This window comes from Bacillus sp. AFS077874 (genome assembly GCF_002566505.1).
Taxonomy (GTDB): Bacteria; Bacillota; Bacilli; order Bacillales; family Bacillaceae_G; genus Gottfriedia.
The window spans coordinates 14,286-39,832 of record NZ_NUYF01000012.1 but is presented as its reverse complement, the minus strand read 5'-3'; the positions used below and the strand labels follow the sequence as shown (position 1 = coordinate 39,832).

Here is a 25,547-nt window from a genome sequence, read left to right as displayed (position 1 = left end):
CTTGCTCAGTCAAATATTATTCGGAGTTCTTTTAAGGACCTAAACCCAATAAGTCTTCGCCACTGCAACTCAGTAGAATCTAACAGATGAACTTCTTTCCAATTAAGGAGTGTTTTAATCGCAATTTGTGCTTCTAAACGTGCCAAGGAGGAACCTAAACAAAAATGAGTACCATATCCAAATGCTAGATGTTGACAAGGACTCCTGGTAATGTCGAATAGATGAGGATCATGAAATTTATGCGGATCTCGATTGGCCGCTCCTATTAGGACATAAATCTGATTCCCTTTTTTTATAGATGCATTATCAATTTCAATATCTTCGGTAGCTACCCGAGCGATCATCTGTGTTGGACTCTCATAACGCAAACACTCTTCAACAGCTTGTTCAATTAAAACTGGGTTTTCCTTGAGCTCTATCATTTGATTCGGATGTTTTAATAAAGTAAAAACCGAATTGCTTATAAGATTAACTGTTGTCTCGTGGCCGGCAATAACAAGTAGAATGCAGGTTGCTAATAATTCCTCATCTGATAAACTGTCCCCTTGCTGCTCTTCCATAGTTAACCTGCTGATAAGATCATCTTCAGGGCTATGTTTTCGTTTTTTAATCAATTCATTAAAATAATCTCTTAAGACTATTGTAATAGCATTCCCGCTTTCTAACGTCTTTCCTGAACGGGTAAAATCAATACTTTGAATTAAGCCTTCCGCCCACTTTTTAAATTGATATATATCCTGTTGAGGTATCCCTATTATTCTCGCAATAATGAGACTTGCTAAAGGAAATGCTAAATCGGAAACTATATCCAATGTTTTCTGATTTTGAAACTGTTGCAATAAATCGTATACCGTTTCTTCAATATAAGGACGAAGATGTTCCACCATCCTAGGTGTAAATACGTTACTAACTAGGAAACGCAGCCGCTTATGGTCTGATTGATTCTTAAAAAGCATCATGTCATTTTGAATGTTTTTTAAAAAATCATATTTTTTTGAGGTCGCTGGCAATGGGATGCGATTTTTAAATCGAGAATCTTTGAGAATGGTTATAGCTTCTTCATATCCTGTCACATACCAGCCTGGATACTTTAAAAGATTTCCCCGATAGATTGAATTCATGGATCGAAGATTCTCATAAAATGGATAAGGGTTTTGAAAAAACTCATTAGTAATAAAAGAAAATGCTTGGTATTCCGTTTTCATGTTAGCCTCCCTAAAAAGAATTACTATCAATTTTGATTGCTGCATATTTGAATAATCTATCAAACTTTTTAATTTTCTAATGCTAAACTGGCTTACATTTCTTCTACTGATTCCACTACAAATCCTAAGTCACGTAACATTTTGTAATCCTCATTTTCTTCTTGCCCAGCAGTTGTTAAATAATCGCCAACGAAGATAGAGTTGTCTGCATATAGACCTAGTGGCTATAAGGAACGGAGTTTAACTTCGCGTCCTCCTGAAATTCGAATTTCTTTGGTTTGATTGATAGAGCGAAATAATGTTTTCTCTTTTAAAACCAATGCAAATCCGCTAAATATAGTCGTTTTGCCAACATTTGTATCAGTTCTTGTTACAAATAAACCGTTCATTTTATCATGTTTACCTCTTTTCCTATTCTGTAGAAACAATCCAACAGATAATTTATTTCTTCCGAGGAATGTTCGGAGGTGACAGTTAGCCTGATACGGCTTTCCCCAATTGGTACAGTTGGCGGACGAATCGCAGGAGCAAAAATTCCATTTTCCAGTAGCTTTTCTGCAAAAATTAGCGCCTCTTTGGCATCTCCTATAATTACTGGAATAATCGGTGTCAAATCTCCCTTCACGATATATCCCATTTCTATTAAACTAGCTTTTATTTTTTTTACATTGGAAAATAACAGCTGGCGTTTTGAATAACTTTCCTCAATTATTTCCAATGCGGCATAAGAAGCTGCACAGACTGCCGGCGGTAAAGCGGTTTGAAAAATAAAGGTTCTTGCATGGTTTATGAGAAAATCAATTAATACGGGTGAACCAGCTACGAATCCGCCTTCGGTCCCAATAGCTTTACTTAAAGTTCCGATGACCACATCTGGATGGATTCCGAAATATTCACTCGTTCCTCTACCATTTTCCCCTAAAACACCTGTTGCGTGCGCATCATCAACAATGACGAAGGCATGATATTTTTTTGCAAGTGGAATGATCTGATCAAGAGGGGCAATTGTCCCATCCATACTAAAAACACCATCTGTTATGATAAAACGTCGCTGACAGGAAGAAATCCCTTTCAATTTTTCCTCAAGATCACTCATATCGATATGGTTATAAACAATAGTAGTCGCATTTGATAGACGGCATCCATCAATAATACTTGCATGGTTTAATTGATCACTTAAAATAATATCCCCTTTTTCTGGTATAGATGATAACACACCAACGTTTGCCAAATAACCACTTGAAAAAAGCAGAGCCTTTTCCGTTTGCTTAAAAGAGGCAAGTTTCTCCTCAAGCCTTTGATGCCAAACCGTATTGCCTGTCGTTAATCTTGATCCACTACTCCCTACTCCAAAATCATGAAGGTTCGTTTCTATGGCATGAACTAAGCTGGGATTATTCGACAGGCCTAAATAGTTATTAGATGAAAATACAATTTGCCTTTGACCACCAATCAACATATTAGAAAGTGGGGTCGAATTCATAGTTCGTAATATTCGATATAAACCAGACTCTTTTGTATTAAGTATTCGTTGGTTTAGCCATTCATCAAGTTCCAACCTTTGTCACCTCATTTGTGAACACAATGATGGAAGGATTTTCGTCATAATCTTTCATTTGTGTGAACGGTAACCAAGTATGTTTTTTATTTTTTTCAATTAACTCATGTTGCATTTTCTTCCTCCCATTGAACGATGATTGGCTTTTTTTCTAAGTAGTCTATGTATGATTGTAGATGGCTTGAACCATCCACAAAAAAGATTCGGCATCCGCGTTCATCACCATATTTTTTTAACATCGTAATTCTCTGATAGCCCAGCTTTTTACTTGCAACATAACCTGTTATGTATTCAGGATCATCTGACCAACATAATTCTGCGATAGTTGAGTGATGCCTATTCACCTTTGTTGCAAGAACAAGCGCCTCCTTCACTCTTTGACTTCGAGGTATTGTGTAGAAGTCAGCCCACTTTTCAAAATCCATGGTTCCCCAGTCCATTCTTGAAACCCGAACACCTTTTTCGTTCAAATCATCAATTCGTTTTCCAGTTCGGATATCAAACAAGATTGCCCCTCTAAGATTCATATATTCATATATTTGTTGGTATGCTTTTTTAATGCTCTCTTTTGGAACACCTGCTTGTTCTAAAAGACTCTGAGCGATTATTTGTCCTTCTTCTACGGAGCCCACTTCATTTGTCTTAACATGTAATGGCCTCAATTTTGAGATCGGTTCATCAATTAATTCAAACTGGATCTGAAAAAAGTCCGGTTTGCCTCTTGAATGTGTTAAAGCTTTCTCTAATAGGACAATTACTGCACTTTTTAAATTGTCGTAAGTTGAAATTAGTTCGCCACCAGATATATGTTTACCACCATTTTCATGTGCCCCATTCTTGGAGGCTCTCATTCTAACACTAAATAAGTTTTCATCAATCATACACGTTACTCTCCAAACCTTGGTATCGTTTAATAATCTTATAAATTTAATGCGGGGGTTTTTTTATAAAACTTTCTTTTGTTATTTGCATCATGAGCAAACTATAGAACACTTTCTAATAGAGCTTTCGTAAAGCATAAAGATTCAATTTTTGATTATCTTTTTTATTGTTAACCAATTATTAGTAGATGGTTAACAAATGTAATGTTAACCAATTATTAGTAGATGGTTAACAAATGTAATGTTAAAATTACATACATAGTTTGTCAATAATATTATTTCAATCCTTTCTGAAAAATCATATTTCCTTTGATTACTTAAACAGCTATGCAATTTCAAAGCCGCCGTAAAATTGATAGATTAACAATACATTCCTTGAGATTATGAAAAAAGGAACGTATTTCTTAATTCAAAATACGTTCCTTTTTTATAATTCCTTATTCATAATGTTTTTAATATTTTACTTGTTCAATTATCTAGCTCAGTTCAATGCGCAGCATCCGGATCAATAGAATCAAGTTCATTTGCCCATTTAGCGATATTTGCTGCAGGATTGCTTCTGTCGGCAGGATAGTCCGTAATATGATACAAGTTTAGTACGTTTTTCGCCGCTTTCATGCTAGCATCAAACGATGCTCCGAAGATATATCCAAAGGCACTTAATCCTGATGGCTAGTCCTTTGTCCAAGCAATTCCATGAGCAGGGCTGGAGATGGCAGCTTTCGGACCGTCATATATATAATTTCCAATCCATCCTGAAGTCAAAAAACCGGGATTTGTATTCGTAATTCCTCGAACAAAAGCTGTATCATCTGCACTGTCTGGATCAAGCAGGTATTGGAAATAACCATTGAAATCCTTCTCACCCGTATTCTCCAATTTGAGCGTAAACTTTACCACCGGTGCATTTGGAAGTGCGCGATACGTAACAGAAGTTTTAATAGAAGGATATATTTGTGCCTAATGGATCCTTTCACCGACAATGAATGATCCAAAACGTCCTTGGAACCGTGATGGAGAGTGGCTGTCATTATCGAATGTCGAAACGGTGGGCGATACCATCCATGCATCCGGACTCAGTATTTGTACAATGAATATTATTCATTACAAAAAATGGAAGTAACTGAAAACAAAGAAAAAGCCCAAACCCTTGATAAACTTAGGTTTGAGCTTCCTTAATCGTATGATCCCAACTGGACTTGAACCAGCTACCCCTACCCTGTCAATTACAGCGTAGCATTATAATTCAGTATTTATGTATATTTTAGTTCCATTGAGTCTAGTAAATCAAGCGGGTGTGAAATTTTATTCATTGTTATTCCTTTATTTCAATAGTTTCTAATAAGTCTGTGCAATTTATGTGCAATCGAACAGTATTAATTCATTATGAGGTAGGGTGCATATTCATGATTAATTTTCCCCATAAAAAATCCCCCTTGTAGTTGACAGTACAGCACCTTCTTTTAACTGTCTACTACAAGGGGATAATTACAAGCTAGTAGGGTCTATTTAGTGTAAAATCTTTCCGCAAAAATTTTCTTCGATTAACTCAATAAGAATGAAGTCTCGGGTATCGTCTTTCCCTTTGGGTATCCTTTAATTTTCTTAATCTGTTTGGAATGAGAATCCTATAAGAAATCGGAGAGCGATTCGCTCTTCTCATTGTTTAATTTGTGGCTAGTTTTAACCATATGACAATCCCTGAATCATTTGGTTACATTCCTACCTCGTGTAACACATCATTCAATGTTTTCCCCTTGTATTTCTTTTCTGGTTTTGGAGCCTTTTCAAGCAACCATGGGTTTTGCATTAAGTAATTATTCACCACATACTGCATATCTTTCTCATCTACAACACCATCAAAATTGATGTCGGACTCACGATTGTTTGTTTTCCAATTGGCTTGAATGGATAGCGCATCATGAATATCGATCACATTATCTTTGTTCACATCTCCTGCAGGAGCATAGTCATAATAGAGTGCTTTCGAGTAAGGTTTAACTTCACCATCTTCTTTCAATCCAATCCTAAAGGTTTTCTTTACAGTGAAATGCCCCGGCATATCTACTTCTAGTGTAAATGGTTTATCCGTTAGCGGCAGATTAGATGATAACGAAGAAGGAAACATCCACCTTTCACTTCCAAACGTGTTTGGATATTCTTTCCCTGTTTCATCTGTCACTTTGACCTTTGCGCCCGCCTTTACATAATTTAACCTTGCTGGCTCATCAAGAGGGAGAAGCGTAAATGCTTCCGCATAGACCCACGATTTCATAAAGGAGTAATTTCGTTCCACAAGATAAGGCACACCGATACCAAATGTGGAGTTCGTCGTATCATCTGTATTTGTGTACGATACATTTAATTCTTCTAAAGATAGTAAATCTTTAGCAGCATCATCTTTCACTTTGTATGTGATATCTACCATTGGAACTTTTCCGGATACTCCTGTTTGTGCTGCCTCGTCAGTTAAAGTCGCAGTAATCTTCCTTTCCATAAACTGTCCAGTTCCGTCTAGATCCTTACTCACTGTCTGAATATCCAATTTACCCTCCAATGTAGGGTGCGGTTTGATACTTACCAGTACGGCGCCTTTGGATATAGTTTGATCTAAAAAGGAATACTCTGCTTGCTTCATGTTTGTCATATTGTTCATCGCAAGGGTAACCGTCACCGTATCACCAGCTTTTACTGTCTTTTTATCGGCAATAGCTGTTCCATACGGCGTGCCCTGTTTCACGAAGTTTACAAATTTATAGCTATCAATAGCTCGTACTGTTGCCATGTTTTCTGCATACATGGAAACTTGGAGCGGTTGCATATTTGTATTCGCTTTGAATTGTGTCGTAAAGTTACCGTTTTCGTCTAATGGAACGGATACTGTCCCGCCTCTACCAGGCAACATATAGACAAATTTATTATTGGCTTGAGACACATTCATACCGCCAGCTTTCATTTTTTCTATATCTGGATCGTAAACAGAACCTGTTAGTGTTATCGTTGGTTGATCCGGGTTATATTCATATACACCAGAGTCTACGTTAAGATTGAGTTTTGGCTGTGTAACGCTATAATAAACCGGTGCATCTGAGGTAAAGGTTTTCCCTTGATCATTTGTCCCTACGAGCCTGATTTTGTACAATCCTGGTTCAGTTTGTTCATGATCATACGCAATTGGGTGATCCGGATTTCCTGTTAACGGATAATAAAGACCCTCATTCATTGCACCTCTTAAGTAATATTCAACATTCTCATCCGCACCAATACCGTCCATTGTGCCAAGGAATCCTATTTCCTGGTTCGTTTTCGGATCCACAAGGAATACATCCATTGTACGCATATGGGATTTTAATTGGAAGATGAGACCGACTGACCATCTTATTCCGTTATAGCCTGCTTCAACCGCTGTCGTAAAGGCAGGCGGAGCTACCGCGATATGATCAATCCCTTCTTCCACTGTATGAATGGCAAACGGAACTTGGTATGTTTCTTCCGGATTATCTTTGTTTGTGTACGTGATATACCCCTCATACGTGCCTAATGCTGCTTCCTTCGGAACGTCAATCAAAACATTTGTATTCTGTTTCGAATTTTCCTTTACTGTAATTGTCTTATCTGTTAAGATTTGAACTCCATTTGCCGCAGCATCCTTTGAACCTCTTCGGGCGGTCTGGAACTGTACCTTTACATCGAACGTTTTTGCTAGTTTACTGGTGTTATAGATATCTAGAGAACGTTTGTCTTGTACATTTTTTCCATCTGGGGCAAATGTACCGAAGCTTATTGCTCCCGTTTCCTCCTTTATGTTTTTTAGATTTCCTTTTTTATTATATATCCCTTCCGTTTTATCGAGTACTTCGATTCGTGTTTGAGAATGAACCGCTTCGTACGGATCAACTTGTCCAGCCCCAACTTCAAATACGCTATAATGCCCGTCTAACGGATCGGCCGTGTTCATCAATTTTTCCTTCACCTCGGCTGGTGTGGCCTTCGGATTTGCTTGTAATAACAGCGCTGCCACGCCGGAAACGTTCGGAGTCGCCATAGACGTGCCGGATAAGCGCTCGTAAGCGTATTGATAGTTCCCGATTTGATCGGGTCCGTGTACATAAGACGGTACAGTAGAGTATACGGCAACTCCAGGTGCAGTTACTTCCGGCTTGATATCATACAACACTCGGGACGGACCGCGGGAGCTGAAATTTGCCAACGTATTCCCTTTCGTTTGCATCTGACCCATTTCCCCAAAAGTGAAATTTGTATATCCTGCTTTCACTTTTGCCTGAAGAGCCAATCCATCGGCATTCGTGAGATTGAACGCCGGGATGAAGTCCATTCCTTCTCCCAGAAAAAACGGTAGATATCCTTCTGTGGTATTGTTGTTATACATAAGTATGGCAGCAGCGCCGTTCTGCTTCGCATACCTGACTTTATCATTTATCCCATACGAGCCTCGGCTTACGAGGACAATTTTCCCTTTTACATCCTTCCCGTTATAATCGGACGTTCCCCCAAAACCCACATCTACGACAGGAAGTGTTTGACCTTTCAAAGCCGGGATGTTATCTGTGTAGTTCTGTGCCAGAAGGTGCATATCCGCAGATACTGTGTCGATGGTTCCCTTAAATGTCGTGATGTTCTCCGAAACATCGTTCGCTCCGACTGTGATTGCCAAAGGAGACGTACCCGGAGAAGCGAGTGTATACATACCCTCACCGGCGTTACCGGCCGCTACAACCGTTGTGACCCCCGCAAGAACAGCGTTGTTAACCGCGATATTTTCTACGTACAATGGATCGTTGTAAGAGGTGCCAAGGGACATACTAATAATATCCATACCGTCTGCCACCGCTTTATCGATGCCCGCCAAAATTGCTGATGTCGAACCGGAACCGTATGGACCTAGAACACGATAGGCGTAAATGTCAGCACCCGGTGCAACGCCTTCCACTGCATAATCCGTGTTGTTCTTTCCTTGTCCTGCAATAATTCCCGCGACATGTGTACCATGCTCGGTATAATATGTTCCGCCGGTCTCTGGCTCTCCTGCTTTCTTCCAATCATCGTATGTTGTTTCCATCGGGTCATTATCGTTATCTACAAAATCATATCCGCCTTTGTATGCATCGTGTAAATCAGGATGGTTGTAGTCAATTCCGGTGTCGAGAATGCCTATTTTGACGCCTTTTCCTGTATATCCTTCTTCATGAAGCTTTTGGATGCCAGGAAATGTCACTCTTGTATGTGTATTTGCTTGCTGGTTCAACTCTTGTTTTTCTACCGGTGGTTCTACTTGTACTTGCATATCACTCCAAACCGTCTTTACTACCCCGGATTGAAGCAACTCTTCTGCCTTGTTGGCAGGAAGTGTCATAGCAACCCCGTTAAAGGAATACTTAAATACACGCTTGAGTGTGTAAGGATCTTTTTTTTCTTTTAGCTCCTTTTTAAAAATCGTTTTCAAATCGTTTTGAAATGTTTCATGTGCAGCATCTACCTTTTGTTTTGCTTCAGATAAAGGAAGGGATTTGCCTTCGGATTGCGCTTCTAACACTGCAGTTTTTGCGGGCTTGTCCTTAAATTCAACAATGACAGAAACAACAGCCTCACTTTTTGGATCTACCTCAGGAGATAATTGAAGCCCCCCCTGATCACTCGTTTTCAGCTGTCTAATCGCAAGCCGCTCGGCGGGCGTGAGGTTTGACAATACTTGTTCAATTGAAGCTGTAGACTTTGTGCTGAAAGCGGCAGCGGCATTATTACTATTGTTTGGCAAGGAATTAAGAAGAACTCCTGTACTAAGCGCCAAAATCGCAGTGCTCTTTATAAACTTCTTTCTCATGTTTCGCTCTCCCTCTTATTGTATTAGTTACCTTCTTGTATAGAAGGTTGATAGAATATAAATGTTTAATAAATTCTATCAAGTTCGATTTTCTATTAATTTAATTTTTCAGTTGCACAACAGCCCTTCATGAATTCCCCCTTTCGATAAGTCTTTAAAAGAAAAATCTAATCAATACCAAAATTAATAATGATAGAGCCAACATATTTTTAAATCATTTTCCAATGTGCTTTTCAAATAGAACAGGGACTAACTTATAAGGTTTACAACTGATTGATCATGCATTTGTTTTTTCAGCTCATCTACCATACTTGTTAATTCCGACATACTTGTAGCTACCCCGTACACATAAAAGTCTGGACGAATGATAATTGCTTCCATTTTATTATGTTTAAAATACATCTGATAAGTTCCTTCCATATCGTAGTAACCGCTCTTATTTGAAATGTCGGTTGTGACTTCGATAAAATGGGTTCCTATATCGTCAAGAAATTGAATTTGTTCCTTATTGAAGACGGATACTGGATCACCATTAGCACTGATTATTGCCCATCCGCTCCCGACTAAATCATCTAATAAACCAACTTTCCCATCATGCTTCACTATTCCCTGTACGGATAGTCTCCCGGTTAAACAGTCCGGCTGCTCAGAATAGTTATATAGAATTCCAGATGTTAAATGAGGGGATGGCGGAAATGGTTCAACAATGCCTGATAAAAAATTTTCATCTCTGATGGCTGCCTCCTCTGGGTCTGTTACACAAATCATCTTTCCAAGGTCCATTGCCATATGGATATATCCCTGGACATTAGGATTTCGTTCTACAGTATAAGAATCTAGTATTCTGTCATGACTTATATTTCGAAGTACTAAGTCCAGTTTCCAAGCTAAGTTCCAGGCATCTCTTAACCCTGAACACATCCCTTGACCTATAAATGGTGGGGTCAAATGGGCGGCGTCACCAGCAATCATGACCCTGCCTTTTCGCCAGTTTTCTGCCCACGCTCCCCTAAAGGTATACACTGCATGACGTACAAGCTGACAGTTTTCCTTTGTATATCCCCATGGCTTCAAAAGTTTCCATGCGGTTTCCTCATTATTTAGCTCTTCTATTTTCTCACCTGGCATCATCATAAATTCCCATCTTCTTCTTCCTGGCCCGCCTGGAACAATGGTGGTGGGCCGTTTAGGGTCACAAAATTGCCAGAAACTTGGTTCAATCTTTTTCTGATCGTGTGGAATAATGTCTACGACAAGCCATGTAAAGGCAAATCCTAAATCTGTATACCCAACCTTCATTTTTTTTCGAACCATACTATTTGCGCCATCGCATCCAACGTGATAAGAGGAGGAAAAGCTTTGTTGTTCACCTTTTTCATTTACCACCACAAGTTCAACAGAATCGTCTTTTTCAATAACATCAACTGCTTCATATCCTCTAAAAAGATTGACTGAAGGTATTTTTTGACATACCTCATTTAGAACGAGTTCTAAATCCGGTTGATTAAAAAAGTTATGAATGGGCAGACCAGAGGGACCAATATCAGGATGTTTAATACTTAGAAGAGTATCTCCGAAAGCATTCCGCCATTCATAGGCACCTGTTAAATTTTCCGAAATCTTCTCTGATTCTTCCTTACCACATATCAATCTGATCATTCTTGCAATTTCATCATCATAGACAATCGCCCTTGGAAGCGGGTATTGGCTTGGCCAGCGTTCAAAAACTCCGACATTGTAACCCTTTTTTCCAAGTAAAATGGCCAGCATATTTCCGACTGGACCATAACCGACGATCGTAACATCAAAATCCGGCTTCATAAAATCCACCTCTAATCAAATTTTTTATATGGAAGGCTCCATTAGAGCCTTATATATAACTTCATTTTTTTTGGACCAGGAGAGTTTTTTCCTCAATCACTGATGCAAGGTTAAAACCATACTCCGTTCCCCAGTAACTTAAAGTGTCCCATACCTTTGGTTTTTGAGGTAAATCCTTATGCCATGGACGAGGTTCCATGTATCCAAGCTCCGGCAGATATATATCCATGCTAGTAAACAATTCAATAATGTGTTTATCCGGGTCATGATGATAGGAAGCAATATTATGACCTGCTGTATGGCGCGATGGACCCCATAAAATTGGAATATTATTTTGGACAAGTAGATCGGAACTGTGGTATTGATGACCAGCTCCTCTCAATTCAAATGCAATGTGATGCATCAGAGATTTCTGGGCAGAGACAACATTCAGCGTATGATGATCATGGTTGCATGTCATAAAGTTCGCAACATCTAACATTCTGTCTGTTATGACGAACCCCAACACCTCTTTGTAAAATTCAACAACCTGTTTAGCGTTTCTTGAGCATAATGCAATATGGCCTAATTTGTTCGGGACAATCCCTCTATTCCTAAACCCGGGTCTAGACAATTCCATTGTTTGATAGAGATGAACGGTGTTTTCGTCCGGATCAGACAATTCCAGTAATTCCGCAACTCCAGGCTGGGCATCGCTTTTTATTTCACTGGCAATTCCATGTGATCTTAGATAACCTTGCACTTCCTTCAAAGATAAATTCCGATCTAACTGCCAGCCTATTGTTTGCAGACGGCTGTTATCAGATTCTCTTAAAATAATATTATGATGATCCTGACAGCTACTAATATAAGCCGTTCCATCCTCTGCCCGTTCTACTAATGATAGTCCAATGACTTCCGTGTAATAATGCAAGAGTGCCTCGACATCTTTTGTTATAAATTCTGCATATCCTAATTTAAAAACATTCAACATTCCTATTTCCCCCTTTATTTTACTGATGTTTCAACTACCGTGGGTACGACAACCCGGTTTTGCTGCAATCCTAAATCAATAGAACCATCGAGACTTTTGATTTCACAGCGAACAATATCACTGTTTTTCAGGTATCCATTGCCTTGCTGACTCTCAACAAAAAAATGAACCTTTTCTTGATGCGATAAGGCATGATTGGTAATCTTTTGAAGAATTTCTCCATTCAATTTGAGGGCCACTCCACCTGTTGTTCCAGTCAAAATTAAATCACCTGAGGATAAATTCATTAAACTTGCCAGTTCGGTAAGCGTTTCAGCCGGCTTGTATAGCAACTGGCTTGTGTCAGCTGATTGCCTCAACTCCCCATTCACCCATAAATTCAAGCTTAGCTGTTCCAATAATGAAGTCTCTCCTTCATCTAATAAGTATAGGTAAGGTCCCACCGGGCAAAAGGTTCGATAGCTTTTTCCTTTATACCATTGCATCTCCATAATTTGTGTATCTCTTGCTGAAACATCATTTACAATAACTAGGCCTGCGACATATTGATGGATATTCTGTTCGGTTACCTCTACTGGTTCTTTTATTTCAGCCCCGATCACAAGCCCCAGCTCAATTTCATAATCCAGCAATTGTACATGTGATGGACAAATGATGTCGTCATATGCTCCTGTCAAAGAACTGTCGGCTTTTGTAAAGATTAGGTTATAAGGAGGACGGTTTCCATCTAATCCACTTTCCTGGCGATGGCTTCTATAGTTTGCCCCTTGACAGACAATACGGGCCGGCTCTGTCACCGGGCTTAAAATAGCTAACCCTTTTAGGGATACCGTATCTATTGATGTCTTTATAACTTGTCTTGCTAAAGGCGCACCATCCTTTAAAAATTCAGAAAGTGAATCAAATGTGCCCTGAATTGGTGCTACTCGATCCCTTTGCACTACACCCCATTTCACTTCATTGTTTTCACTGTAGCGGATAACTTTTACTCCCACTTCGAATACCTCCTTTGTTTTTTACCGATAATTTAATTGTTTTTGCTCATTCAATTTCATGGAATTTATATGTAAGGCAAAATCTACAAAATATTGGAGTGATTTTGGATTGACCATTGAATCAGGATTAATAGACTTTTCAATAGACATTCCAAGCAAGATTTTTCTAATGGGTACCTCGAGTTTTTTCCCATTTAATGTTTTAGGAACTTCTTTAATCGCATAAATTGCATCCGGAACAAATCGAGGAGATAAATTTTGCATAATCTGCTCATTAATAACCTGTTTCAGTTCATCCGTTAATTTCACACCCCAGTGAAGGACAACAAATAAGGGCATAAATGAATATTTGCCACTGTATTCTAAGTCGATGATCAAGCTTTCAAGAATCTCTGGGATTGCATCGACTATTTTATAAATTTCACTTGTGCCCATTCGTATACCGGATCGATTTATAGTTGAATCTGAACGTCCATAAATCACACAACTACCATCATCATTAATTTGAATCCAGTCACCGTGTCTCCAGACATTCACAAATGTTTCAAAATAGCTTTCCAAATAACGAACGTTGTCTTTATCATTCCAAAAATAAAGAGGCATAGACGGCATGGGTGTTGTAATTACCAATTCTCCTACACTATTTTTGATTGGATTTCCATTATCATCGTAGGATTCAACCTTTACACCTAATGCACGTGTTGGAATAATGCCTGAACGAACTGGTAATATAGGTGTACCACCAACAAATGCCGTACATACATCCGTTCCACCACTTGTAGAAGATAACCAAATATCCTTTTTTACATTTTCATATACCCATTTATAGGCGTTTTCTGTCATTGGTGAAGCAGTTGAAATTACTGCTTTTAACTCTTCTAATGGAAAGTAATCTTTGGGCCTAAAATTATATTTCATGCAAAGATCAATATAAGCTGCACTTGTACCAAAAATAGATACTCTGGATTTATTGACAAAATCCCATAAGACTCCTAAGTTTGGATATGTCGGACTTCCATCATATAATGCGATCGTTGCACCTGAAAGGAGTCCCCCAATGAGTGAATTCCACATCATCCAGCCTGTGGTAGTAAACCAGAATATACAATCTTCCGTAGTGAAATTTTGTTCTATACTTGATAATTTAATTTGCTCTATTAAAATCCCGCCATGACCATGGACAATTGGCTTCGGCAGGCCAGTCGTTCCAGAGGAATATACAATCCATAAGGGGTGGTCAAAAGGTAATTGTTCAAATGTCAACTCCGCATCGGAATGAAGTGTTTTTTCCCAATTTTCCGAATTCTTTAGTTCCGTAGGTTCAAAACTATCAATATATGAAACTATGATCGTTTTTTTTATACTTGGTACTTCCTGTTGGATCCGCTCAATCACTTCTTTTTTATTAAAAGTTTTTCCATTATATTGGTATCCATCAACAGCAAAAAGAAATACTGGGTCAATTTGCCTAAAACGATCTATAACACTATTTGATCCGAAATCCGGTGAGCAGCTAGACCAAATGGCGCCAATACTTGCACATGCAAGAAAAGCAATGACTGTTTCCGGAATATTTGGCATATAAGAAACTATCCGGTCACCTTTTTGCACGCCTTGCTCTTTTAAGTAATTAGCAACAGAAGCTGTTTTGCGAAGTAATTCTTCCCAGGTAAATTCTTGATAACCCTTATTTTCAGATTGAAAAATAATTGCCGTTTTACTTGGAACAACATAACGAAAACAATGTTGTGCATAGTTTAAACGTGCACCTTCAAACCATTTAGCTCCAGGCATTCTCCGTGAACTAAGTACTTGATGGTAAGGTGTACTAGAGTGTACTTCACCATACTCCCAAACAAAGGCCCAAAAAGTCTCAAGTTCTTTTATAGACCAATTCCACAAGTCCTGGACAGTTGAAATGCTGATATTTTTATTTTGTTTTAACCAATTTTGAAAACGAGTTATATTACTATTGGCAATCTGTTCTTCGGTTGGTTCCCACAAAACCGATCCTTCAACTGATAAATTCATGAGCTCCCTCCTCTTAATAACACCATTGTTAAATCTATTCATAGTCCGTTCACTATGCGCTATGCACGTACAGTGTGCAACTTTTTTTTATTAAGCTGTTTATGGTAACTCTTACTAATGGCCAATAAAATCCATTTATCTAATTCCTGACTGCATGTGACTGTTTCCGGAGCAGTAAATCCGCAGTGCATAGCTGTGTCATTTAATTTTAATCGATACAGTTTAATCATTGTTTCAATCATAGTCTCTATGTCTTCCATTGTTCCGAACTCCCGGCCTGACAGCTATTTTTATTGATTCCCCATTCCGAATACTCTTTTACATCTCTTCTAAAATTTGTTCTGTTAAACATTTAAACCCTCCTTAATTTGAACAAATCATATGTTGTATAGGAAACACTTGTTGTATAATTTGATTATAGGTATCGTTTTATCACCTCTCAAGCAACAAAATCTTCAGTATGTTGCTTAAGCAACATACTACATAAAATGACGAAATTTTCTGAAATGGAGGTATCTTATGATTGAGGGAAACACAGATCTACGTATAATCCGAACAAGGAAATTCATTATTAATTCATTTATTCATCTTTTGGAAAAAAAGGATTTCAATAGCATTACAATTAGAGATATTACATTAGGGGCAATGATTAATCGAGCAACTTTTTATCACCATTTCGTCGATAAATATGATTTGCTCGAAAAAGTCATTAAAGAAGAATTAATGGCAAATGTTCTTTTGGAACTATCAAATGATCAAGAGTTCAGTGAGGAATTGCTCAAACGTGTATTTTTATCAATCACTAAATTTCACATGAGCCTGTCTGATCGCTGTCAAAGAAGTTATTATGATATGAAAATGAATATAGAATCTATCATAAAAAAAGAGCTTGAACATATTTTTTTCCAATCACTATTAAAAAAATATGAGGTTGAAAGAAGTGAAAATCTAAGAATAATAGCCACTATGCTTAGTTGGATGATTTATGCAGCTGTAATGGATTGGAAGGACCGTAGTAGTAAATCACCAGAGGATTATGTAGAATTTGCAATTTTGTCTATTAGACAATTATTAAAGAATGAAGATATAGAAAAACTTGGATTTTGAAAAATGAATTAATAATAGTAGATTAATATATAAGTTCGGTTTTATATCGAATACTATTAATTATTCCCTTATGCAACTAACGCAATGCGTGAGTTGCATAAATAGCCCCAAAATTGGAATAAATTGCCTGCATTAACTATGGCAAGTATCTTTAAAATGATTTGCACAAGTTTTTTTCAAGAAAGTTTATTCGCCTCCAAAATTCAGCTTCAGTCATTCCTTTTGTTGAATAAAAAAATGAGCTGCAAAAGCAACTCACATTGATCAATTATCGCACTGCATTAGTTCAACAAGAATTAAAAGAGAGAAACTCACAGGAGAAAGAGTTTCTCTAAAAAATGGGTGATATTGGTAAAAAAACAAGAAATGTAATATTATTATATATTAATTGTAAAAATTCCCCAATTTCTTTATACAAATTCTTCCCATTATTTACTTTGAAAAAAATCCTCATGTAACAAAAAGATCTGCTAAACAGCCGATCCTTTTGTACAACTAATGCATTGCGATAGTTGAAGATTCAAAAAGGCTATTCTTTCTGTAATATCATGGAAAGAATGTGTTTTTTTTGATAGGCATGGAGTAGTAACCCTATAGACATAGGTTAAGGCAAAACCAATATAAAAAAGCCAATTTCTCAAATTTTAATAATGAGAAATTGGGTTTTTTATATCGGTAGGATCCAAAGCTATTTATACCTATTACTTTATATTAAAAGAAATCGGATAAGTTGATTTTAATAGCCTTACAATTTTATAAAAATTATATTATTGTTTGTCATCGTGTGGATATTTATGAGGACTATTTGTTAACTTTCGCAAATCACCTCGATAAAAGACATCTTTAAATTCTTTATAATTAAATGGAATAATAGGTGCTAAATATGGAACACCTACTGACCGTAACCGTGATAAATGTATTATTAAGATTATCACTCCAATACATAATCCCGTTATCCCGAACAAAAGCCCCAAAAATAAAAATACATAACGAAGAGTTATAATCGAATCTGGTAGTTTTCCAATTGTAAGTATTGTGCTAGTAAGATAGCATATACCAACTACGATAAGACTTAAAGGGTGAATTACTTTAGCTTCAACAGCAATTGAGCCAAGTGTTATAGTTGAAACTAATGAAGCAAGTAATATCATTTCTTTTGAAATTCTATACGAACTAAATCCTAGTATTTGAAAAAAAATTAATGTTATGAAAATTTCTAGCCAATAAGGCAATAACATGTGTTGAAAGAATTCATCTTGAATTTTTGGGGGTACCCAATTTTTATGATGGTAAATCAACGTAAGATAAGATCCAGGAGACAGAATAGTTATGAAAAAACAAAGAAATGTAAGAATACGCTTAGCATATTTTTCTTTAGTGTTATATTCGTTAGGTTCTTGGAAGTATTGAATGAATAAATTTGGTACAATTGATGCTGTTGGCGTTCCGTTTGTAAATACTGCTATTCTTCCTTCGTACAAAGCAGCTGATACTGCATCTGGTATCTCGCTATTAAAACTAAGAGGAAAAATCGTTTTTTGATCTCCCTCAATCGCTTCTTCAATTATTCTTGACTCCATTACATAATTAACTTCTAATGAATCAATTCGCTGACGTACTTCCTCCAAAACAGTTTCATCTACAAAATCAGTTAGATATACAATTGCAATCTCTGTTTTTACAATTCTTCCAATTTGTTTTTTCTCAACTTTCAATATCGGAGATGGAATCATATTATGTAATATATTTAAATTCACTTTTAATTCTTCTGTAAATGATATTAATGTACCTTGAAAATTTCGTTGCTTCGTACTCTGTTCAACTGCTCGTTTTTGCCATTCTGTGGTATCCACAAGAAGGACACTATCAAAGCCATCAACCAGTACCAATGTCTTCCCTCTAACAATTCCATCAATTATAGAAGAAATTGAAGTAACCTCTTCAACTGATTCTGAACGAATATAACGAATGGCAATTGTATCCATTAGTGACTCTTTATCTATTTTACGTATCTCCAATAAAGGTTCAATAATGCTCTCACGAATCACCTGTGTATTAGCAAGCCCATCAATAAATAATAATGCACAATAATTTTGATAAGGATCTAAGTTAATAAGTCGTACAAGTAATTCTGGAGAATCATGTAATTGTTCTTTAATTAATTTTATATTCGCATAAATATTCTTGGTTAATGAAGTCTCCTCAATTTGCATAATTTCCTCCAAATAAATATTTAGTAAATAAACATTCAAATTAGCTTTCCCTTCAGTATTACAAAACATTCAAGGTAAAGGACTCTTTATTCAGTATTGCTATTATTTATTAAGAGAATTACTCGTCGATATGTAGCTAATTCCATTGAAAAAGAGCTAATGAAAATAGAAAGTTTTTTACAATCCAATTCCATTACACTTTTTAGTTTATGTACAATTCTTCAAAATTTTATGTGTATAAATTTAAAAGGCGACTTATAAAAGCCGCCTTTATCATAAAAGTGTATATTTAAATTTAAATTATCGAAGTTTAAATACTAATTCAAACTAAAAGGTCCGGATCCTAAATACATAATCATTAACATAACACCTAGTAGAGACAGGTTCTTAGTGAAATGTACACGAGCTTAGAGGTGTTGAAACGCAATCATGAGAAAATTCTTCCTGCCCCTGTAATAATTGCTACATTTCCTTCCAATTCGATCGCCCTCCTTCAATTATTTGATAAATGGATCTCAATTTGTCTCATTATTAATGTAGTTCTTTCTATTTCTCATCCATAATTAATTTCCATGTTTGCCTTGCCCTTGTGCGAAGCGCTTAGCACCTTTCACGGATTCACCACTTTGTACAACAGCCATTCCTAAAGTGAACTCTAACTGCATTGCTTTCTCAAAATCTAGATCAAATCCTTCATAAACTGCTTTTCGGTCATTTTTCATACATAATTGAGGATATTCAGCAATTTGAGCTGCAAGCTTTTCAGCTTCTTCTTTCACAGTTCCTACTTCTACAATACGATTGGCAAGCCCCATAGAAAGTGCTTCCTCTGCTCCTACTGGTCGACCAGTTAAAATCAGATCGAGAGCACGGCTCATACCGATTAATCGAGGTAATCGTTGTGTTCCACCATCTATCAGTGGTACACCAAAACGACGACAAAAAACACCGAATATTGCGTCTTTTTCAACCACTCTAAGATCGCACCAAATTGCTAACTCTAACCCTCCGGCGACAGCATGACCTGAAACTGCAGCAATTACAGGCTTTGATAAGTTCATTCGACTAGGACCCATAGGACCATCTTTCGACATATCTATCTCCAAACTATTGCCTTCTTCTACCGAGAAAGCTTTAAGATCGGCACCTGCACAAAACGTTCCTCCCTTTCCATACAATACAGCTACATGTAGATTTTCATCATTTTCAAAATCACGAAATGCTTCAGCAAGCTGTTGTGCTGTCTCACGGTCAACTGCATTCCTAACACTAGGCCGATTGATTTGAATCGTACAGATTTTTTCTTTTTTTTCTACTAATACCTTCATTACCAATTACCTCACATCTCTAAATTTAAGTACTTATCATTAAATCTCTTATCATTGATTTATTCACTCTATGTGAAAAAAATGAAGGTCCTTTTTTCGATCCCTATACCAAAAAATGATCCTCAAAACGAAGATCATTTTTTGACAAATTCTCATAGCAGAAGAGTTTAAAACAATCCCCATACATCTAAATAATAAGCTCCAAAAATAATAAAAATAAGAACCAAGGCCACCGATAAATAAACAACCAATATCCTTGAAAATTTAAACGTTTGATTATTAATATCATTTCCCTTGATAAAATAGCTGATCGTTGAAATGATTAAAGCAAAAATTCCAACAATAATCGATGATAATCCAATGATCTTTGATAATGTGTCTCCAAATTTTGCATTAGAAGCCAGAGTAGAAAAATGAAGATTAGTAATTAAAAAGCCAACCCCCATAATGGTTATACTTGTTCTTACCCAAGCAAGATAGGTTCTTTCATTTGCTAAATGTTGTTGTATATATTTAGAATCAATTGTTTCTTTCTGCTTTTCTAACGCATTATTCATATTCATACCTCTGTATTTATATCCTTCTTCAGAATAACCTTTAAAAAAATTCAATAGGAATATTTTCACCAGAATTAAATCTACTATTTGAGTAAAAGTACATCGATTCTTCTATACGACTCTCATTAGAGGTTCACTAGCTTATTATCCTTTTCTGTTGAAACTTGTTGATTTCGGCTTCCGAAAAGGAATATTAATAGTGCTGCAATTACCATAGCAATTGACATTCCAAAAATTGCGATGCTATATCCACTTGCTACATTTGTACCAGAATTTTGTATAAGTTTCCCAAAAATAATTGGAGTAATAATACCCGATGAAGTCATTATTCCAAAATACGTTCCTGTCATAACTCCCCTTCGCTGCGGGAGTATACTAACTACTATTGCTGGGGCAAGTGTGTTTACAGTAATGACCAGTGTATTTACTAATGAAAGTACGATGATAATTGAACCCGAACCATTCAATAATGGATACAATGAGTACAAAAACCCTGCTAGCAAAACACTAATAGCAGAAAATAAAATCCGCGATTTCCATAAACTTTGTGTTTTTTTGTATAAACGATCTGAAATGATAGATAGTAAGATTGCTAAAATAGCCCCAATTAAACCAGAAATAGCAATTACTGATGCTGACCTTTGTTCAGATAATCCTTTTACTTTTATTAAATACGAAGGATTAAAAGTAAGTCCAAAGACAATGAATGAATAAGCAATAAAGGCAATTAAAGTTGTAAATATAAAAATAGGAGATCGTAAAGCTTTCCAAACATCTCTTCTATTAATCTCATTTTTGTTTTCCATGGTACCAACTTCTTCAAAAGAAACAGTTGGTTTCATACTTCCTAACCATAGCCAACAAATAAACCATAGAAAGCTACAAATACCAGAAATAAAAAATGCTTGTCTCCAACCGTAATTTGAAATTAAAGAAACTAGAATAGGAGCTGATACAGCTATCCCAACAACATTTCCAAAACTAATGATAGATATTGCGAATCCTCGTGATTCAGGTTTAAACCATTTACTAAGATGACTAATTGCAGTTGCCATAAATGCGCCTTCTCCTGCACCTAATAATACTCTACTCAATATTAGTATCGGTAGACTTGAAGCAAACAATGCCATTGATTGCGCGATTGTCCAAACAATTGCCATAATAGCAAGTGATTTTCCAGTACCAATACGATCCGACAATGAGCCACCTACGATTCCAAATATTGAAAATAACCAAAAAAAACTACTACCTACGATACCAAACTCAGTAGATGTTAAGTTCAAATCTTTGGTAATGTGTATATTAGCTAAACCTAAAATTGATTTGTCAGCAAAATTAATAATAGCCATTATAAAAAGTGAAAATAAAATGATCCATTTCGCCCAACTTTTCATCCAAACTCCTGCCTCTCAATAAATCTATCCTTTTTCGCTACTCCTTAGTAAACATACTTTTGGAAAAGCACCTGCACAATCAATATTTTTTCGAACATGATTGAGCAGATGCTTATTGTAAAAATTGAAACATTCATTATTTTTTCTTAATTAAGGAGTTACGATATTTATACAGCGGTCGAACTCATCTAAAAGTGATAAAAATTCATTCAATTTTGTTTGGTTACCAGAAATGATCAATTTTCCTGCTCCAACTGCTTGTTCAGGTGATAGAAGTCCAAGTAAAGTTCCATAAAATGCAAATTGATCAATTGTTAATGAAACATCTGCATTGTCATCTAACTTATTTGCTCTTGAAAATAAAACAGAATTTTCTAAATTTAATGTATATAGCTGGTTAGAGTCTGATAATGTTACATTTATCGTTATTTTTTTACCTTCTGCCTTTGGACCGTTTAATTTAACGGCTACAAGTTTTAGGAATTCATTGACTGGCATTTTCTTAATGATTCCTGAGACATCTAATGGGGAATTATCTCTATTAATTCCATATCTTAGTTCTGATGCGCCAACAAGATAAATATTGCGCCAATTAGCTGATTCAGCTTGATACCCTAATTGTTCAAATGCATCTGCTAATAAATTTTTAGCTTCTGAATTTTCTGGGTCAGCCATTACGACATTTTTTAATACTTGAGCTACCCAACGATATTCACCTTTTTCATAGTCAACTTTTGCTTGTCTCAAAATGTTTGCTGCTCCACCCATATATTCTACATATTTTTGGCCAGATTCAACTTGTGGTAATGGATCTAGATCGGAAGGATGAGCACTATAATAACCTAAATAATAATTGTAAACACCCTTTGAATTATGCTTTAAAGTTCCATAATACCCACGATTTCCCCAGTAAGTATCCAATTCTTTTGGAAGTTTAATTATTTCAGCTATCTCATCCATCGTATAACCATGATTGGCTAAGCGCACCGTCTGATCGTGCATATATTTATATAAATCACGTTGTAGTTTTAAATGATTGATTGCATTATCTTTCTCCCAAACAGGCCATGCATGAATCATGAGTAATGCATCGATCTCTTCATTTTTAAATAATTCGATTGTTTTATCCAGTGAATTAGCCCAATGTAATGCATCTCGCGTTTTTGCTCCTCTTACTGTATAAATTTGATGCATCAATTTATTGGCATTCTCTGAAACAAATAATATTTTGTAATCCCTAATATAAAAATGCATTTCAGCTGGTGCTTCTGTGTTTGGCGTTAATAAAAATTCAAATGTTACACCATCGACTTCCATCGATTGGATTTCATTTTCTATTTCAACATTTGGTAACTGAAAACTCATAGTACCTGAACCCATTGTTGGGCCAATACCTACTGATACGGAGCCTTTTGAACCGTCTGGTAAATCTTTCCCAAACTGATACTCTGCACGACGCGCCATGATTGTACCTAAAAGTGCATTCTCACTTAACGCTTCTTCTGTAAAATATTGAGGAACTATAATGGGAATATTAGGCTTTTCAGCATATTTAAGCACAGCTTGAATACCGCCAAAATGATCAGCGTGACTTTGACTGATTATGATGGCTGTTACTGGCTTTTGAGGTCGATGTTTATAATATAATTCCATCGCGGCTTTAGCTGATTCATTACTTCCTAAAGCATCAACGACAATCACTCCATGTTTTCCTTCAATAAAAAAGTTAGTTACCAATGATTGTCCACGAACTTGATATACTCCTTCTACAACTTCAAACAAACCAGATATAGCCTGTAATTGTGCATTTCTCCATAAACTAGGGTTCACAGTCTCAGGAGCAGCGTCATTTAAATAGTTTAGCTGTTCAATGTCCCAAACGACTTCCCCAGAATCATCTTTAATAATCTTTGCTTCTAGTGGTGCAATAAATCCTCTATTTGCATCTAAGAAGTCCTGCCTATCATCAAAATTTAGAGAATCATATACTGCTAAATTAGCCTTTTTTGTAAAAGAAGTTGCGGGCATTGATTTAGTTAAAATGTTATTTGTCATAGGAACCTCCATGATTTGATATAAATTTCAAAAGTTTTTATCAGAAAAATACTCTATTAAACTAATTAACTTTTACTTGTTCAACATTTAAAGCTCTTTTTAAAATCTTACCTGTACTATTCTTAGGTAATTCTTTCTTAAATTCTATTTGTTTAGGTAGCTTGTACTTTGCAAGCTTGTCCTTGCAGAAATGTAAGATGTCATCCACTGTTATACTTTCATCATTCGATACAACAAAAGCCTTTACGATCTCTCCGTAATCTTTATCAGTTATTCCTAATACAGCTACTTCAACAATCGCTGGATGTTGATAGATAACTTCCTCTACTTCTCTTGGATATACATTGTATCCGTTTACAATGATCATGTCCTTTATTCGATCAACAATATAGATATATCCATCTTTATCCATTTTTGCTAAGTCACCAGTATAAAACCAATCATTTTTTATGGTATTAGTTGTTACATCAGGCATTCCAAGATATCCAATCATGACATTTGGACCTTTGACAATTAGTTCACCTATTTCGTCTCTTGGAACTTCATTTCCAAATTTGTCGACAACCTTATTTATTACGCCTGGAATATCTACTCCGACAGACCCAATTTTTCTTATTCCTTTTATAGGATTAAATGCCGTAACAGGAGCTGTTTCAGAAAGACCGAATCCTTCAGCAATAATAGTCTTATATTTTTCCTCAAATCGTTGAAGTAATTCAACTGGCATCGATGCTCCACCTGATAAACATACACGTATAGATGCGAAATACTCAGCTGAATAATCTTTTAATTGTAATAAAAAGTTATACATCGTTGGAACACCAGCAAATAATGTCACTTTCTCATTAAAAATTGTATGAATGACTTCAATAGGATTAAATTTTTGAACAATTACGATATTAGCACCACTCATAATTGGTGTATTAATACAAACTGTCATGCTAAATACATGGAACATTGGAAGGACAGCTAACATGCGATCATCTTCTTTGAAGTCGACAAGTTTAACAATTGACTCTGCATTTGATGCCATATTTCTGTGACTTAGCATAGCTCCTTTTGGTCTTCCTGTTGTTCCAGAAGTATATAAAATAACAGCAAGATCTTCTGCCATAATTAACGGATTTTCATTGTTTTTTGATTTGTTTACAATCAACTGCTCCCAATTGAATTCAGCTTTATTAGATCCGACATAGTAAAGCATTTCGATCTGTTTTAATTCTAATTTAAGAGAATCAATGATCGTTTCCATTGTAAAATTTGCTATAACAGCTTTTGCCTGGCTATTCGATAAAATATATGAAATTTCATCTTTCGTATAGATTGGGTTAACCGGTACAACTACCCCACCTGCACGAAGAATTCCATAATAAGCGATGACAAATTCCGGACAATTCCCTAATACCAAGGCTACTTTATCACCTTTTCTGATTCCATCTTGTACTAAACTAGATGCTACACATTCAACTTGTAAATATAATTCACTATACGTTATATTTTTATTTTCAAATGTAATTGCATTACGATTTGGATATTTTTCTGCACTTTTTCTTAAACTTTCATTTAAATTCCAATTCATAAAAATTT

The 25,547-nt window shown here is 36.2% G+C and carries 17 protein-coding genes and 2 pseudogenes; 1 reads left to right on the top strand and 18 read right to left on the bottom strand.

Features of this window, described 5'->3' with window-relative positions:
• Nucleotides 1–5 precede the first annotated feature (5 nt).
• The 12 genes and pseudogenes from COJ46_RS12940 to COJ46_RS12890 all read right to left on the bottom strand — a co-directional run bounded on the left by COJ46_RS12940 (nt 6) and on the right by COJ46_RS12890 (nt 15,566).
• Nucleotides 6–1,205 carry a cytochrome P450 gene (locus COJ46_RS12940; protein ID WP_097976078.1) on the bottom strand — a complete coding sequence of 400 codons (1,200 nt, stop codon included), beginning with the start codon at nt 1,203–1,205 and terminating at the stop codon, nt 6–8.
• A gap of 92 nt (nt 1,206–1,297) precedes the next feature.
• Nucleotides 1,298–1,519, bottom strand: a pseudogene (locus tag COJ46_RS12935) (biotin synthase BioB); the annotation flags it as partial.
• A 71-nt stretch (nt 1,520–1,590) separates the two neighbouring features.
• On the bottom strand, nt 1,591–2,763 hold the full coding sequence (gene bioF / locus COJ46_RS12930) for an 8-amino-7-oxononanoate synthase (protein ID WP_098565998.1): 1,173 nt from the start codon (nt 2,761–2,763) through the stop codon (nt 1,591–1,593).
• 25 nt (nt 2,764–2,788) lie between these two features.
• Nucleotides 2,789–2,878, bottom strand: a pseudogene (locus COJ46_RS25005) (hypothetical protein); the annotation flags it as partial.
• Nucleotides 2,868–3,644 (bottom strand): 6-carboxyhexanoate--CoA ligase, encoded by a 777-nt coding sequence (gene bioW, locus COJ46_RS12925; RefSeq protein WP_098565997.1) that lies wholly within the window; start codon nt 3,642–3,644, stop codon nt 2,868–2,870. The pseudogene COJ46_RS25005 and the gene bioW, both read right to left, overlap by 11 nt.
• 672 nt (nt 3,645–4,316) lie before the next feature.
• Complete coding sequence (locus COJ46_RS12920) at nt 4,317–4,523, bottom strand: hypothetical protein (RefSeq protein WP_097976084.1); 207 nt, start codon at nt 4,521–4,523, stop codon at nt 4,317–4,319.
• 835 nt (nt 4,524–5,358) lie between these two features.
• Nucleotides 5,359–9,486 (bottom strand): S8 family serine peptidase, encoded by a 4,128-nt coding sequence (locus COJ46_RS12915; RefSeq protein WP_097976086.1) that lies wholly within the window; start codon nt 9,484–9,486, stop codon nt 5,359–5,361.
• Between the two features lie 249 nt (nt 9,487–9,735).
• Nucleotides 9,736–11,307, bottom strand: a complete 1,572-nt coding sequence (mhpA, locus tag COJ46_RS12910) for a bifunctional 3-(3-hydroxy-phenyl)propionate/3-hydroxycinnamic acid hydroxylase MhpA (protein ID WP_097976088.1) — start codon at nt 11,305–11,307, stop codon at nt 9,736–9,738.
• A 61-nt stretch (nt 11,308–11,368) separates the two neighbouring features.
• Nucleotides 11,369–12,280: a VOC family protein gene (locus tag COJ46_RS12905; protein ID WP_098565996.1), complete on the bottom strand. Its 912-nt coding sequence runs from the start codon at nt 12,278–12,280 to the stop codon at nt 11,369–11,371.
• 14 nt (nt 12,281–12,294) lie between these two features.
• Nucleotides 12,295–13,275 (bottom strand): fumarylacetoacetate hydrolase family protein, encoded by a 981-nt coding sequence (locus COJ46_RS12900; RefSeq protein ID WP_097976091.1) that lies wholly within the window; start codon nt 13,273–13,275, stop codon nt 12,295–12,297.
• 21 nt (nt 13,276–13,296) lie between these two features.
• Nucleotides 13,297–15,306, bottom strand: a complete 2,010-nt coding sequence (locus COJ46_RS12895) for an acetoacetate--CoA ligase (RefSeq protein ID WP_098565995.1) — start codon at nt 15,304–15,306, stop codon at nt 13,297–13,299.
• Nucleotides 15,307–15,365: 59 nt separating this feature from the next.
• Nucleotides 15,366–15,566, bottom strand: coding sequence for an aspartyl-phosphate phosphatase Spo0E family protein (locus tag COJ46_RS12890; RefSeq protein WP_098565994.1), 201 nt, complete (start codon nt 15,564–15,566; stop codon nt 15,366–15,368).
• Between the two features lie 259 nt (nt 15,567–15,825).
• Between COJ46_RS12890 and COJ46_RS12885 the strand changes: the two genes are divergently transcribed.
• Nucleotides 15,826–16,413: a TetR/AcrR family transcriptional regulator gene (locus tag COJ46_RS12885; protein WP_098565993.1), complete on the top strand. Its 588-nt coding sequence runs from the start codon at nt 15,826–15,828 to the stop codon at nt 16,411–16,413.
• Between the two features lie 767 nt (nt 16,414–17,180).
• Here the strand turns inward: COJ46_RS12885 and COJ46_RS12880 are convergent.
• From COJ46_RS12880 to COJ46_RS12855, 6 genes are all read right to left on the bottom strand, one after another.
• On the bottom strand, nt 17,181–18,626 hold the full coding sequence (locus COJ46_RS12880; protein WP_176522525.1) for a spore germination protein: 1,446 nt from the start codon (nt 18,624–18,626) through the stop codon (nt 17,181–17,183).
• A 563-nt stretch (nt 18,627–19,189) separates the two neighbouring features.
• Nucleotides 19,190–19,954: a crotonase/enoyl-CoA hydratase family protein gene (locus COJ46_RS12875; RefSeq protein WP_097976099.1), complete on the bottom strand. Its 765-nt coding sequence runs from the start codon at nt 19,952–19,954 to the stop codon at nt 19,190–19,192.
• Nucleotides 19,955–20,121: 167 nt separating this feature from the next.
• Nucleotides 20,122–20,511, bottom strand: coding sequence for a YidH family protein (locus COJ46_RS12870; protein ID WP_097976206.1), 390 nt, complete (start codon nt 20,509–20,511; stop codon nt 20,122–20,124).
• Nucleotides 20,512–20,636: 125 nt separating this feature from the next.
• Nucleotides 20,637–21,905, bottom strand: a complete 1,269-nt coding sequence (locus COJ46_RS12865; protein WP_097976101.1) for an MFS transporter — start codon at nt 21,903–21,905, stop codon at nt 20,637–20,639.
• 150 nt (nt 21,906–22,055) lie between these two features.
• Entirely contained in the window at nt 22,056–23,960 is a 1,905-nt protein-coding gene (locus COJ46_RS12860) for an alkyl/aryl-sulfatase (RefSeq protein WP_176527942.1), read from the bottom strand.
• A 61-nt stretch (nt 23,961–24,021) separates the two neighbouring features.
• Nucleotides 24,022–25,539 carry a long-chain-fatty-acid--CoA ligase gene (locus COJ46_RS12855; RefSeq protein ID WP_098565991.1) on the bottom strand — a complete coding sequence of 506 codons (1,518 nt, stop codon included), beginning with the start codon at nt 25,537–25,539 and terminating at the stop codon, nt 24,022–24,024.
• Nucleotides 25,540–25,547: the final 8 nt, after the last annotated feature.

What these genes read in the sequence shown, in the direction of transcription:
- COJ46_RS12870 (WP_097976206.1), bottom strand. Translation starts at nt 20,511, where the DNA reads ATGAATAATGCGTTAGAAAAGCAGAAAGAAACAATTGATTCTAAATAT.
- COJ46_RS12865 (WP_097976101.1), bottom strand. Translation starts at nt 21,905, where the DNA reads ATGAAAAGTTGGGCGAAATGGATCATTTTATTTTCACTTTTTATAATG.
- COJ46_RS12855 (WP_098565991.1), bottom strand. Translation starts at nt 25,539, where the DNA reads ATGAATTGGAATTTAAATGAAAGTTTAAGAAAAAGTGCAGAAAAATAT.
- COJ46_RS12895 (WP_098565995.1), bottom strand. Translation starts at nt 15,306, where the DNA reads ATGAATTTATCAGTTGAAGGATCGGTTTTGTGGGAACCAACCGAAGAA.
- COJ46_RS12940 (WP_097976078.1), bottom strand. Translation starts at nt 1,205, where the DNA reads ATGAAAACGGAATACCAAGCATTTTCTTTTATTACTAATGAGTTTTTT.
- COJ46_RS12890 (WP_098565994.1), bottom strand. Translation starts at nt 15,566, where the DNA reads ATGGAAGACATAGAGACTATGATTGAAACAATGATTAAACTGTATCGA.
- COJ46_RS12880 (WP_176522525.1), bottom strand. Translation starts at nt 18,626, where the DNA reads ATGCAAATTGAGGAGACTTCATTAACCAAGAATATTTATGCGAATATA.
- mhpA (WP_097976088.1), bottom strand. Translation starts at nt 11,307, where the DNA reads ATGAAGCCGGATTTTGATGTTACGATCGTCGGTTATGGTCCAGTCGGA.
- COJ46_RS12915 (WP_097976086.1), bottom strand. Translation starts at nt 9,486, where the DNA reads ATGAGAAAGAAGTTTATAAAGAGCACTGCGATTTTGGCGCTTAGTACA.
- COJ46_RS12875 (WP_097976099.1), bottom strand. Translation starts at nt 19,954, where the DNA reads ATGAAGGTATTAGTAGAAAAAAAAGAAAAAATCTGTACGATTCAAATC.
- COJ46_RS12860 (WP_176527942.1), bottom strand. Translation starts at nt 23,960, where the DNA reads ATGACAAATAACATTTTAACTAAATCAATGCCCGCAACTTCTTTTACA.
- bioW (WP_098565997.1), bottom strand. Translation starts at nt 3,644, where the DNA reads ATGATTGATGAAAACTTATTTAGTGTTAGAATGAGAGCCTCCAAGAAT.
- COJ46_RS12885 (WP_098565993.1), top strand. Translation starts at nt 15,826, where the DNA reads ATGATTGAGGGAAACACAGATCTACGTATAATCCGAACAAGGAAATTC.
- COJ46_RS12905 (WP_098565996.1), bottom strand. Translation starts at nt 12,280, where the DNA reads ATGTTGAATGTTTTTAAATTAGGATATGCAGAATTTATAACAAAAGAT.